This window comes from Vibrio sp. H11, assembly GCF_004804295.1.
Taxonomy (GTDB): Bacteria; Pseudomonadota; Gammaproteobacteria; order Enterobacterales; family Vibrionaceae; genus Vibrio; species Vibrio ostreae.
The window spans coordinates 174316-186939 of sequence record NZ_SSHN01000001.1 but is presented as its reverse complement, the minus strand read 5'-3'; the positions used below and the strand labels follow the sequence as shown (position 1 = coordinate 186939).

Sequence of the window (12624 nt, the reverse complement as noted above, 5' to 3'; positions counted from 1 at the left end):
AGCTATCTCAGTTTCTTAATGCGTTCAGTCTGGCTGATCACATCGGTCAGACGGATACCAAACTTATCATTCACGACCACCACCTCGCCATGGGCTATCAGAGTGCCGTTTACCATCACATCCAGCGATTCACCGGCGATGCGATCCAGCTCGACGACCGAGCCCTGGTTAAGTTGCAGCAGGTTTCGGATACTGATCTTAGAGCGCCCCACTTCCATCGAAATGGTGACCGGGATATCCATAATGGTATCCAGTTTGCGCCGCTCATCATCTGAAATAGGCTGAGCACTATCTTTCAACTCATCCAGTGGCGCCGCCAGAATCTCATCGACATCAACGTCTGGCGCATTCGGGTCTTCCCCCAGTGCCGCAGCCCACTCGTCTGCAAGCTTTTGATCTTCTGATTTTGACATCTTTGTTACCTATTCTTGTCCAGCGTCATTTCATCATCCTCCTCGTCATCTTCCAGCTCGGCAATAATGTCCTTACCAAAGAAAGCGAGATCGGTCTTTACCACATCCGGGCGTTTAATTTTTTCCGATACCTGCACTGCCAGTTTATCGCCCGAGCGTCCCATCTTAACCCGGTAGGTCGGCAACTCTTCGACAAACATGGTGGCATGTTTGGGCATATTGATCGGGATAATATCGCCGACCTGCAGTTCCATCAGGTCACGCAGCGCCAGATCCTGCTCCAGCAGGTTGACGCGGAAATTGACCGGGACATCCATAATTTCTTCACGCAGTGCCGAGCTCCAGCGTACGTCGGTTTCCATCTTGTCTGACTGCACACCGGCATCCAGCAGTTCCCGAATCGGTTCCACCATGGAGTACGGCATCACTATGTGAAAATCACCGCCGCCGCCATCCACTTCAATATGAAACGAACTGACCACAATCACTTCGGTCGGGCTGACGATGTTGGCCATGCTCGGGTTCACTTCCGAATCGAGATACTCGAATTCCACCCCCATCACAGGCGCCCAGGCATCTTTGTAATCAGCAAATACAATTTTAAGCAGAAGCTGGATAACACGGCGTTCGGTCGGGGTGAACTCGCGACCTTCAATCCGCGCGTGGTAGCGGCCATCGCCACCAAAGAAGTTTTCCACCAGGATAAATACCAGGCGTGCCTCCATGGTGACCAGCGCTGTGCCTTTCAAAGGGCGAAAACGCACCATATTCAGGCTGGTCGGTACGTACAAGGTGTTCTGATACTCTCCGAACTTCATCATCTGTACGCCGTTAATCGACACTTCTGCGGTCTTGCGTAGCATATTAAACAGGCTGATACGCAGGTGACGGGCAAAGCGTTCGTTGATCAGCTCCAGGGTCGGCATTCGGCCGCGCACAATCCGATCCTGTGAGGAGAAATCGAAAGATACCGCACTGGTATCGGAGCTATCTAACTCTTCTTCAACGTCATCGACACTGTCCACACCGTGGAGCAGAGCATCGATTTCGTCCTGGCTTAATAGATCAGTCACACGTCACCTACTGCATAACAAAGTCAGTGAACAGAACCCGCTCAATCACAGGCTTACCGACGACTTTGGTCATGGCTGCTTTGATATCGTCTGTCGCCTGGTCGCGCAGGTCAATACGGCCAGTGGCGCTGCGCAGTTGCTCAACCGTAGCGGAAGCAAAGGTACTTAATAGCGTGCTTTCAACTAACGGCGAATGGTAACGGGCCTGATCTTCGTTTTCAGTGCCACGCACCATGAGCTGCACTTTAATTTGCACCATACGCTCACGCGCATCACCGCTGACATTAAACACAAACGGCTGGGCAATGTTGACGTAAGAGACCGGCTCAGCGACAGTTTCAACTTTCTCAGCGCTTTCTTCCTGAGCCTGCTCGCTGCCATCTGAGCCCATCAGGAAGAAAGCCGCACCGCCGCCGCCCAGTAGCAATACGACAGCAGCAATGATGATGATCATCAGTTTCTTTTTACTTTTCGGGGCACCATCAGGTAATTCTTCAACAGCCATAACTTACTCTATGTCGTTATTTTGTATTTAGTTTAAGCGTAATAACTGATTCCATCACGCTTTGCAGCCACATTCAAATCAAGTTTGACGTCTGTATCAAGATTTTCTTCACCAGCAAAACGCTCGTTGGCTGAGGAATGACCGGATTGACCGCCCCCCCCTGCCGCATAACGCTGTTGCTGGCCTGAATTCTGTTGTTGTACCGAAGTATCTCCAAGCTGAACGCCTTGTTGAGACAACATTTCTCTCAGGCGGGGCATAGAGTGTTCCAGCGCATCACGCGCCTGGTTGTTGGCCACGGTGAACTGTACGCTGGCTCCGTCACCATGCATGTTCATGCGGATATGGAGACGGCCCAGCTCAGGCGGGTCGAGACGAATATCAATCTGCTTGAGGTTTTTAGACATCATCATCTGGACCCGTTGTGCCATATCATCCACATCCATTTCCTTACTCAGATGCAGCGGCATCTGCGGCTGAGCCTGGGTTGGTTCTGCACGCAGGTTGGACGACGTGGCATTCATACCCTGCTGACCAGCAGCCGTTGCCACCTGGCTAGCAAAAGCCGAGTCCTGACCAGGCTGGCCTGTTTTACTGTTGGTCAGCTTACCTATCCCGCTACCTGCGAGTGCAGCTTTTAATGCTGCCGGGCTGAGGCTTTCAGTTTGGGCCAGCATTGCAGGATTAAGCGCCGGATTAACGCCAGCCGGATTGGCGGCATTGGTGGTGACAGTCGCGCTATTAGTGGCATCCTGGACCGGTACATTATGGGTTGACGCGCCGGCTTGCTGAGTAGATTGTTGCTGAGCAGTTTGCCACTGGTTGATAAGCTGCTGCGCTGCACCAGCCGGATTATGGTGTACTCCCGACTTAATTTTGTCTGCTTGCTCAGAAGAGCCCAACGTCGTCTGAGCGCTGGCGAGCTCCGAACCTGCTGCGGCTGCAACACCTTGTGCCACAGCGGTTAAGTGCGGCGCATTGTCTGCAGAAACCTGACTCTCTGCCCGCGAGTTCGCGAGTCGTGCTGAATCCGCCGTCACTGCGACAACGCCAGGTGTAGCGTCACCTTTATCATGCATAACTCCTTGCGCAAGCTGCGCTAAGCTCTGGCTATCGGCAGCAGCAGATTGAATCTTAACTTCTCCCGACTTGTTGGCAGAGCTGAGTTCAGGATCCGCAGACGCAGGCTGAGCCGACTCGGCCTTCAAAGCAGCAAGGATAGCCGCTGCCTGCTGCGGTGTCAGCTCTTGCAGTTCTTCGGTGCTCATCTGATCATCCAATCCTAACCTGGTTAACTGCTCGGCCAGCAACTGGGTGATCTCTGCCCCCTGTGCAGCACTGAGCGGAGTACCGGGTGCGGTTAGCTGAGCGTTGCCGGTTATAGCACTGCTGAGCACACCCTTTGCACTCATCGGACGAACGACCTGAACGGATTCCGACGCGGCGCGCAATGACAGATCATCTTCACTATGACCTCGGCTTGCAGGCTGAGCAGGGAACGGAGGCAAAATGTTGCCGTTACTGGCAGCCAGTGCCTGATTGGCGTCTTTTAAGCGGCCTATCAGCGCATCGCCGTCACTCATGACTTGCTGGCTTGTGGCATTCACGCCTTGCTTGCTGTCACTTTCGTCAGCAATAAAGCGTTGTAAATTCTTAGGGATATCAGGCTGCGTCTCCGCTGGCTGCCCTTTGGCTGACGGAGTCTGCTCATCACCGTCACCTTGTTCGAGCAGTCCCTCAGCCGCATCTTGTCCGCTATCAACACTAATAAGCTTGCCATCCGCTGCAGACTGCTGGTCTTGAGTCGAAAGCTTATCTTGCGCAGAAAGCTTATCTTGCGTAGAAACTAATGCAGCTTGTGACTGCCCGGCCGCTTTTTTGACATCACTGGATTCGCTCTGGTCAGAGGCGCCAAACAGCAGAGCCGATAATTTGCTCAAAAAGCCGGAATTTTCCCCGCTTTCATCCTGCTGGACCTGTTGTCCCGCAGACTTAACCACATTGGTGGCTTTGCTATTATCAACAGCAGATGAGGTTGAGTTGACGTTCATAATTACTTAGCTCGTATTTCAGGCTGCACACCTAAACGGCAGCGAATCCACTGTCACGTGCACAACTGCGTCGGACAGCACTTTGTACTTAATCTGCAGAGATGAGACTCACGGATATCTGTTACTACTCTGCACATTACTACTCTGCAAAATCTACGCCAAGCACGTCAATGGCCCAATAAACTCAGCTCAAACTGGAACCGGAACGACGTCGGTTAAAGCTGAGGGTCGAAAACTCATCCATCAGCTTCTGCTCGCGCTTATTTTCTGCGCGCTGTTTTTCGGTCTGCTTCTTATCGATCAGCCATTGGTAAGATCGGCGCTGTTTATGTACCGCCATCCAATGCTGCTCACAATTGACGACCTGATTTTTAAAGTGGTGTTCTGCATCGCGCTGCTTGGCCAGAGTTTCATCCAACTGAGTCAGAAAGCGGTTGAGGTGACCATATTGACTGGCCGTCAGCCCGGACTGGCCACGCTCAACCAGTTGCTGGCAGTATTCCAGACGATACTGCTCAATCTGACGGATTTGCTGATAATAACCTTCCAGCTCAGTGCGCGCCTTGTTGAGCGCCAGGACAGCTTTATCTTCGTTATCTTTGGCCTGCTCCAGCAAAAACTGTAATGCGTTATCCATGATGTTACTCCATGCTCAGCACATTTTTCAGCATGCTGACACACATCTCGTAAGGGACGGATTCTTTCATCGCTTGCTGCAGATAGAGATCCAGGCGCGGCTTGAGAGTAAAGGCACTGTCGATCGCTTTGTCAGTGCCCGGCTTATAGGCACCAATCGACACCAGATCCTGATTTTTACGGCAAATAGACAATACCTGACGTACCGCCTTGGACATCAGCACGTGCTCATCTGTCGTAATTTGTGGCATGACCCGGCTGACAGATTTCTCAACGTCGATCGCCGGATAATGGCCGGCATCGGCCATTTCCCGTGACAGCACGATATGGCCATCCAGAATTGCCCGGGACGCATCGGCGATCGGGTCCTGCAAATCATCGCCTTCGGTCAGCACAGTAAAGAATGCGGTAATCGAGCCTTGCTGCGAACCGCCGTTACCGGCCCGTTCCACCAGCGCGGGCAGCTTGGCAAACACCGATGGCGGGTAACCCTTGGTCGCTGGCGGTTCACCAACCGAGAGCGCGATTTCCCGCTGCGCCTGAGCAAAACGGGTCAGTGAGTCCATCAGCAGCAGGACATCCAGACCCTGATCACGAAAGTATTCAGCAATCGTGAGCGCCGTCTGACATCCCTTGAGCCGCATCAGTGGAGAGGAGTCCGCTGGCGCGGCGACTACCACAGAACGCTGGCGTCCGTCCACCCCGAGGATCTCTTCAATAAATTCTTTAACCTCGCGGCCCCGTTCACCAATCAGACCGACCACGACCACCTGCGCTGTCGTGCCCCGGGTCATCATGCCCATCGTGACCGATTTACCGACACCTGAACCGGCAAACAGACCGATACGCTGTCCTTTACCGACCGTGAGCAGGCCATTGATGGCCTTGATGCCCACATCAAGCGGCTCACTGATCGGTTTGCGTGCCAGCGGGTTAATCGGCTGAGCGTTGAAAGAGGCGCGTTGGTCGGTATAAATCGGGCCAAGTCCGTCGAGCGGATTGCCCACACCATCAATCACCCGGCCAAGCAGTTCCATGCCGACCGCCAGTCCGGTCTCTTCCGTCAGTGGGGTCACTTTTGCCCCGGGCAGAACCCCGGTTATTTGTTCACTTGGCATCAAAAACAAACTGTCGCCGGAAAAACCAACCACTTCGCCTTCCATCTCGCCGGACATGGTCTCGACCCGGCACAAGCTGCCAATTGGCGCGCGGCAACCGGTCGCTTCGAGGGTGAGTCCGACCACACGTACCAGTTTGCCAGAGGCAATCGGACGACTAGTCAACCCCTGGGTTTTATACTGTGCAAGACGTTCTGCCAACGCTAACATTATTCATTACCTTGCTGATGACGGTTGGTACCACAAAAACTCTGCAATACAGATCGGATGCGCTCTTCCATCCGATAGTTGACGCTCGATTCGCCGGCTTCAATCTGCACATCGCCGCGATTGAGAGCCGGTTCACTCACCAGCGTCCAGTTACGTAATTGCAACTGTTGTTCACCATAAGCCTGTTCGATAATCTCGCAGTCTTGCGGGTTGAGTTTTAACGTAATGGCGTGGCCGGAAACCGGCAGCGCCTCCACCGAACCTTTGACTGTATCCAGTATCACTTGCGGGTTGGTCTGCGCTTCTACGTGCACCACCTCTTTGACCAAAGTGAGCACCATATCCACCAGCTGCTTTTCAACCTGGGCGTTCATCAACTCCAGCGGCTGGGCAAACTGATTGGCAAGACCAATAAAGGTATTCACGTGTTCTTCTATCACCGCCTGCCCGGCTTCTATGCCTTCGGCCTGCCCCGCAACTAAGCCTTCTTCATGGCCGACGTTATAGCCCGCTTCTTTGCCCTGCTCGAAACCTTGCTGATAGCCTTCCGCTTTACCCTGTTCCAGACCTTCCTGGTAAGCGGCCTGCTTAATCAGCTCGATATCCTGCTCGGTCAGTTGCACCGGTTCTTCTTCTTCCGGCTCATCAAAATTCGGCATCCAGCTCGGGTCGTAGTTCATCGCCGTTTCCCGAGCCGTTTTATGCTGTTCAGCACTGTAATCAGGCAGACCCCATTTTTTTGGCGGTTCGGCGGCCACTTCTGATTCTGAGCCTAAACGAATAAAACCGCGTTTTCTTTCTCCAGACATACCATCCCTACCCAAGATAAAAAAGGGCCCGCTGAATCAGCCGGCCCGGGTCTGCTGCTGTCATCAGGTCAACAGCCCCTGACAAAATAGATTGTGTTACAGGAACTCGTCGGCGCCGCCGGACAACATCAGTTCACCGTTATCCGCCATACGACGAGCGATGGCCAGAATCTCTTTCTGGGCCGCTTCGACATCCGACACTTTGATCGGCGGCATCGCTTCCAGGTCATCGCGCATCAGTTCAGCAGCACGCTTGGACATGTTCTTGAAGATCTTGTCACGTAGCGCGTCATCGGCACCTTTAAGCGCACGTTGCAGCACATCCTGCGGAACATCGCGCAGTAGTTTCTGAATCCCCTGATCGTCGACTTCGACCAGATTCTCGAACACAAACATCAGATCCTGGATCTGAGTAGCCAGATCTTCGTCCTGGTCGCGCATCTGATCCATCAGAGCTCCCTCGATGTTATTGTCGAGGTAGTTCATGATATCGGCCGCTGCTTTCAGGCCACCAATCTTAGCCGCTTGCGCACCAGCCTGACCAGCAAACTGTTTCTCCATGATCTCGTTCAGCTCCGCCAGTGCGGATGGCTGAACTTCTTCCAGGTTGGCAATTCGCATCATCAAATCGAGACGGTCACGTTCGGAGAACTGGGCCAGTATCTCCGCCGACTGATCCGGCTCAAGGTAAGACAAGACAATGGTCTGGATCTGCGGGTGCTCGTTAACAATAATGCTGGCAACCTGACGCGGATCCATCCATTTGAGTGAATCGAGACCTTTCGAACCAGTACCGAGCAGAATCTGGTCAACCAGATTGTTGGCCTTGTCCGCTCCCAGTGCTGCCACCAGAGCATTACGCATAAAGTCTTCGCTACCCATACCGATATTGGTGTATTTCTGGATGTCTTCCAGAAATGCACGGTGCACCGCACTGACTTTATCCTGGCTCAGATCTTTAGCCCGCGCCATCGCACTACCGACCCGCTGAACTTGCTTGGGTTCCAGATGGCGGATAATCCCGGCCGCATCTTCTTCATTCAGGCTCAGCAACAGGATTGCTGCACGTTCATCACCCGGTATTGAGGCAATATCAATTTTGGTTTCAGCCACTTCACCGCCGGCATTACGTGGTACGATTTCGTCAGGCATTTTGCATCCAGTTCTTCACTACTTGAGCCGCCAGTTCCGGCTCGTTGGCCACCAGAGCACGTACGGCTTTCAGCACGTCCTCATCCTTATGCAGATTCGGCAAGTCAATCCCCGAACCAAACTCAAACAGTTCTCCGCCTTCAATGTCGCTGCCAATCAGGCTGGTTTCACCATCCGCTCCGATAGGCAGGCCATCCGGGCCATACAGTTGTTCGTCGTCTTCTGCTACAGGGTTGAGCAGTTTTTTCATCGCCGGGCGAACCAGCACCAGCACCACAACGATGATAACCAGTGCACTCGCCAGCCAGCGAATCCAGTCACTGAAATTCGGGTTCTCCCAAATTGGCACATCGGCCAGCGGCTCTATTTCAGGCTCGGCAAACTGCATACTCAATACATTGAGCAGGTCACCGCGATTTTCACTGAAGCCCACCGCACCAATCAGAATCTGTCGGATAGAGTTTAGCTCACTTTCACTCAGCGGAGTGTAGGTCACTTCGCCGGTCTCCGGATTAACACTGGCACGGTTTTTCACCGCAACGGCCACGGTTTGGCGGTTAATTACGCCCGTCTGCTTACGCTCATGGCTGATGGTCGTATCGAGCTCAAAGTTGCGGGTGGCTTCTTTATGCACCGAACCCTGTCCCATCAGCGAGCCGTCTTTCATTTGCGCGACATCCTGCGGAATCGAGGCATCCGCCGGCGGCTGGTTACTTAGAGCGCCGGGAACCCCCGCGACCGTATTACTGTTGTTGTAATCTTCCAGTGTATATTCACTGCGGGTCGATGGCGTGTTCGGGTCAAAGCTTTTGCGCGTTTGTTCAATGGCGCTGAAATCCAGTTCCACATCCACCTGAGCGGTGTAGTTACCCAGGCCAAGGATCGGGATCAGCACCGAGTCAATTTTCTCACGCAGGTTGTCTTCCTGCTTGCGCTCCTGCTCCTGCTCTTTGCGGCGTGCCGCAGAGACCGGATCCTGTGAACCGGAGCTGAGCAGACGACCGTGTTGATCCGTGACCGTGACCCGGGTCGGTTTCATCCCCGGTACCGCACTGGCGACCATATCGACAATCGAATCCACTTCTTCTTGTTTCAGGTCGGAGCCGGTACGCAGGGTCAAAAATACTGAGGCGGACGCTTCCTGGTTATGACGCACGAATACGCTCTGTTTCGGCAGTGCCAGCAGAACACGCGCTTTATTCACCTGACGCATCTCTTCGATCGCTTTGGCCAGCTGGCGTTCCCGGCTCAGTTTTAAACGTTCCTGCTCGAGACGCTGGGAAACCCCAAACCCCATATCCTGCAACAGGATATCATCACCGGCTTCCCGGGATTGATTCAGGCCGGCGCGCACCATGTTCAGTTTGAGGCTGTTGTAGTCACTGTTCGGCACCAAAATGGTGTTGCCATCCAGTTTGTAATCTTGTTTTTGCTGATCCAGGTAATCCAGCACCGGAATCAACTCTTCCGTTTCATAGGCGCCAAGCGGCCGCATTTCCGGCTCTTTGACCCAGAAAAACAGCATCACGATCAAAGCAACACAAATCGAAATGGACAGAACCAGCACGATCTGACGCAGCAGATCCAGATCACCCATAGCAAAATCCATCTTGGATGAGCTTTTCTCATCCAGATCGGGATTCTGCGCCACGCCGTCAAGATCCGCGCCGGCGAGCAGGGCCTGATCTCCGCCAGAGCCGGACAGTGCCAAATCAGTTGTTTGCTTATCTTCAGCCACAGTTCAAATCCTACAATTACACTGGCATGTTCATCAGTTCTTTGTACGCTTCAACCAACTTATTGCGTACCTGGATCGTGGCATCAAAAGCCACACTCGATTTGTTGCGGGCGATCATCACATCCGACAGAGAAACCCCCTCGTCACCACGGTCAAAACGGGTTTGTAAATTACCGGATGATTTTTGCAGAGCGTTCACATTATTGATGGCCTGAGCGAGCATATCGCCAAAATCAGCGCCAACTTTTTGTCCTGTTGCTGCAGGGCGGCTGTTACCCGCTTCGATCATCATCGCCTGCATTTCGCTTTGTAAGCCGTCTAATCTCATTATTACCTCAGATGCCAATTGTTTGACTCAAGCCCGTTGTGAATCACCTTTTAGTCAGATCCAGCAAGTTATGTGCCATGCACCGCAACGCTCACTCAGCCCGGAATATCGATTCCGGCATCACGCATTTTGGCCAGTTTGTAGCGCAAAGTACGCGGGCTGATACCAAGCTTCTCGGCCATCTCTTTACGTCGTCCTTCACATTCCACCAGGGTATCCATGATGATGGCGTACTCCTGATCGCGCAGTTCGCCGCCTAAACCGCTGCTCGCGCTGATTGATTTGGCAAAGTCGGCCTCGGCAACCGGCTTAATCTCTACCGCGGCCACGTCTCCGCTTTCCACCGCACTCTGCAAGCTGCTTGCATCCTGCCAGTCGAGGCCTTCCAGCAAAATATGCTGCTGATCAATGCTGTCCTGGTCACTCAGAATCAGAGCGCGCTGAATCACGTTATCCAGCTCGCGCACGTTACCCGGCCAGTTATAGCTCAGCAACTTATTGATTGCACTTTCAGAAACTGCCGGAACCGCCAGACCAAGCTTTTTACAGTGACGCTCAACCAGATGGATGGCCAGCGGTTCAATATCCCCTTTCCGCTCACACAGCGCCGGCCAGGCGATTGGGAAAACATTGAGACGATAATAAAGGTCTTCGCGGAATTTTTTCTCTTGCACGTAAGCTTTAAGATCACGGTTACTGGTTGCCAGTACACGCACATCCAGTTTGATGCTCTTGCGACTGCCCAGCCGTTCCACTTCACGCTCCTGCAGCACACGCAGTAGTTTGGCCTGCAGGTTGAGATCCATTTCGCTGATCTCATCGAGCAAAATAGTACCGCCCTGAGCCTGCTCAAATTTGCCCGGACAAGCCTGAACCGCACCGGTAAATGCCCCTTTCTCGTAACCAAACAGGGTTGCTTCCAGCATGTTATCCGGAATCGCAGCACAGTTGATGGCAACAAACGGGCCGGCTTTACGCGGTGACGCATTATGGATATAACGGGACATCACTTCTTTACCGGAACCACTTGGCCCCAGAACCATGACATTCGCGTCGGTTTTCGCGACTTTTTCTGCCAGGCTCAGCAACTTAAGGCTTTTTTCGTCCGCGACCACAGCATCACCATTGTCATCCGATTTCACCGGAGCGTAACGGCTGACCATGTTAAGCAACACCTCAGGTGCGAAAGGTTTGGCCATATAATCAATCGCCCCTTCCTTCATCGCCGACACTGCATCTTCAATATTGGCATACGCGGTCATCAGCAGCACCGGAAGATTCGGCCAATGCTGTTTGATGTTACGCAGCAGGGCCAGGCCGCCCATTCCGGCCATTTGCACGTCAGAGACCACAATATCAACCGGATAGGTTTTCAGTTTCAACAACGCATCCTCGGCACAATCGGCTTCAAGCCATTCGTAGCCCGCTAATGCCAGAGTGTCTACCAGTGCTTCGCGTAGACCTTCATCATCTTCAACGATTAAGACTTTACTTTGAGCCATCATCATTCTCCCGAATCTGAGTGAGACGTGTGTGGTTGACGCTCCAGAGGCAAACACATGGTAAAACAGGCACCATCCCCCGGTTCAGAAATCAACTCAAGTTGGCCGTCGTGTGCACGACACACCATTTGTACAACCGCAAGACCAAGGCCGGTGCCTTGTGAACGGGTGGTAAAGAAAGGCTCCATAATTTTTTGTTGTAGCTCTTTCGCCACACCTGGCCCATTGTCCTGCACAGAAATTTTTAATACCCCATTCACCGGTCGGAAAAAGACATCGATTTGAGCACCTTTACCGACGATTTGAATCGCATTCATCACCAGATTACTTAACGCAGAAGCGATCGCATTAACGTTACCCATCAGTTGGGTCTCTTGCTGCTCCACTTCCTGGCCGTAATCAATCTGATTATTTTTTACTGCGGTTTCGATCATCGGCAAAAATTCATTCACCAGATCGGCCACCGTAAAAGGCTGAATCACTTTGTTATCACCACCTTTGGCGAACAGCAGCATGTCGTTAACTTGTTTTTCCAGGTCATGCAAGCGATCCATCAGTTTGCTTTGGAAACGTTCGCGAGTGGGCTGAGGCAGATTAGGCGCTGACAGGTTGGAGGCATACAGCATTGCGCTCGACAACGGTGTTCTGACCTGATGCGCCAATGACGCCACCATGCGGCCCAGCGATGACAAACGTTGCAGATCGCTGACCCGCGACTGTAACAGCCGGGTTTCCGTCAGATCCGTGATAAGAATCAGTTGTCCGGTCGCCGATGCCGAGATAGCCAAACGAACCTTACGTCCGTTACGCAGCGAGATCTCGTGGCCGTCATCTTCGCGCGGTGCAAAAGCGGTCTGAATAATGGTATACCAGCGCTCACCCAGCAGCGGCACGTCAAGCAGACGCTGAGCTTCAGGGTTGGCTTCACGCACTATGCCCTGGGTATCGAGCAAAATCACTCCGGCTGGCATAACATCCAGTACTTGTTTGTAGCGCTCCACCTGATGCTCAAGGGAGTCTAAATGAGAATGCTGTTCTTGCGCTGCGTGGTCCATCGTCGGAAATCTGCCTCTAAATACAACAATAGCC

Annotated in this window: 12 protein-coding genes; all 12 read right to left on the bottom strand. The window is 52.9% G+C overall.

Features of this window, described 5'->3' with window-relative positions; all coding sequences use genetic code 11:
- Nucleotides 1–2: 2 nt before the first annotated feature.
- Nucleotides 3–413, bottom strand: coding sequence for a flagellar motor switch protein FliN (fliN, locus tag E6C74_RS00985; protein WP_136482489.1), 411 nt, complete (start codon nt 411–413; stop codon nt 3–5).
- Between the two features lie 5 nt (nt 414–418).
- On the bottom strand, nt 419–1486 hold the full coding sequence (gene fliM, locus E6C74_RS00980; protein WP_136482487.1) for a flagellar motor switch protein FliM: 1068 nt from the start codon (nt 1484–1486) through the stop codon (nt 419–421).
- A 7-nt stretch (nt 1487–1493) separates the two neighbouring features.
- Nucleotides 1494–1991 (bottom strand): flagellar basal body-associated protein FliL, encoded by a 498-nt coding sequence (gene fliL, locus E6C74_RS00975; protein WP_136482486.1) that lies wholly within the window; start codon nt 1989–1991, stop codon nt 1494–1496.
- A gap of 32 nt (nt 1992–2023) precedes the next feature.
- Nucleotides 2024–4042, bottom strand: coding sequence for a flagellar hook-length control protein FliK (locus E6C74_RS00970; protein ID WP_136482484.1), 2019 nt, complete (start codon nt 4040–4042; stop codon nt 2024–2026).
- A 184-nt stretch (nt 4043–4226) separates the two neighbouring features.
- A complete protein-coding gene (gene fliJ / locus E6C74_RS00965; protein WP_136482482.1) occupies nt 4227–4679 on the bottom strand; it encodes a flagellar export protein FliJ in 453 nt (150 codons plus the stop codon).
- A 4-nt stretch (nt 4680–4683) separates the two neighbouring features.
- Complete coding sequence (gene fliI / locus E6C74_RS00960; protein WP_136482480.1) at nt 4684–6006, bottom strand: flagellar protein export ATPase FliI; 1323 nt, start codon at nt 6004–6006, stop codon at nt 4684–4686.
- Nucleotides 6006–6815 carry a flagellar assembly protein FliH gene (gene fliH / locus E6C74_RS00955; protein ID WP_136482478.1) on the bottom strand — a complete coding sequence of 270 codons (810 nt, stop codon included), beginning with the start codon at nt 6813–6815 and terminating at the stop codon, nt 6006–6008. Before fliH ends, fliI begins: the two co-directional genes overlap by 1 nt.
- 96 nt (nt 6816–6911) lie before the next feature.
- On the bottom strand, nt 6912–7967 hold the full coding sequence (gene fliG, locus E6C74_RS00950) for a flagellar motor switch protein FliG (protein ID WP_136482476.1): 1056 nt from the start codon (nt 7965–7967) through the stop codon (nt 6912–6914).
- Nucleotides 7960–9705: a flagellar basal-body MS-ring/collar protein FliF gene (fliF, locus tag E6C74_RS00945; protein ID WP_136482474.1), complete on the bottom strand. Its 1746-nt coding sequence runs from the start codon at nt 9703–9705 to the stop codon at nt 7960–7962. The genes fliG and fliF overlap by 8 nt, the downstream gene beginning before the upstream one ends.
- Before the next feature lie 16 nt (nt 9706–9721).
- Nucleotides 9722–10033, bottom strand: coding sequence for a flagellar hook-basal body complex protein FliE (fliE, locus tag E6C74_RS00940; protein WP_136482472.1), 312 nt, complete (start codon nt 10031–10033; stop codon nt 9722–9724).
- 95 nt (nt 10034–10128) lie between these two features.
- Nucleotides 10129–11535 (bottom strand): sigma-54 dependent transcriptional regulator, encoded by a 1407-nt coding sequence (locus E6C74_RS00935; RefSeq protein ID WP_168796920.1) that lies wholly within the window; start codon nt 11533–11535, stop codon nt 10129–10131.
- A 2-nt stretch (nt 11536–11537) separates the two neighbouring features.
- On the bottom strand, nt 11538–12590 hold the full coding sequence (locus tag E6C74_RS00930; RefSeq protein WP_136482468.1) for an ATP-binding protein: 1053 nt from the start codon (nt 12588–12590) through the stop codon (nt 11538–11540).
- Nucleotides 12591–12624 lie beyond the last annotated feature (34 nt).

Excerpts from the sequence above, each read along its gene's own strand:
- E6C74_RS00930 (WP_136482468.1), bottom strand. The coding sequence starts at position 12,590 with ATGGACCACGCAGCGCAAGAACAGCATTCTCATTTAGACTCCCTTGAG.
- fliE (WP_136482472.1), bottom strand. The coding sequence starts at position 10,033 with ATGAGATTAGACGGCTTACAAAGCGAAATGCAGGCGATGATGATCGAA.
- fliJ (WP_136482482.1), bottom strand. The coding sequence starts at position 4,679 with ATGGATAACGCATTACAGTTTTTGCTGGAGCAGGCCAAAGATAACGAA.
- fliN (WP_136482489.1), bottom strand. The coding sequence starts at position 413 with ATGTCAAAATCAGAAGATCAAAAGCTTGCAGACGAGTGGGCTGCGGCA.
- fliH (WP_136482478.1), bottom strand. The coding sequence starts at position 6,815 with ATGTCTGGAGAAAGAAAACGCGGTTTTATTCGTTTAGGCTCAGAATCA.
- E6C74_RS00935 (WP_168796920.1), bottom strand. The coding sequence starts at position 11,535 with ATGGCTCAAAGTAAAGTCTTAATCGTTGAAGATGATGAAGGTCTACGC.
- fliI (WP_136482480.1), bottom strand. The coding sequence starts at position 6,006 with ATGTTAGCGTTGGCAGAACGTCTTGCACAGTATAAAACCCAGGGGTTG.
- fliL (WP_136482486.1), bottom strand. The coding sequence starts at position 1,991 with ATGGCTGTTGAAGAATTACCTGATGGTGCCCCGAAAAGTAAAAAGAAA.
- fliG (WP_136482476.1), bottom strand. The coding sequence starts at position 7,967 with ATGCCTGACGAAATCGTACCACGTAATGCCGGCGGTGAAGTGGCTGAA.
- E6C74_RS00970 (WP_136482484.1), bottom strand. The coding sequence starts at position 4,042 with ATGAACGTCAACTCAACCTCATCTGCTGTTGATAATAGCAAAGCCACC.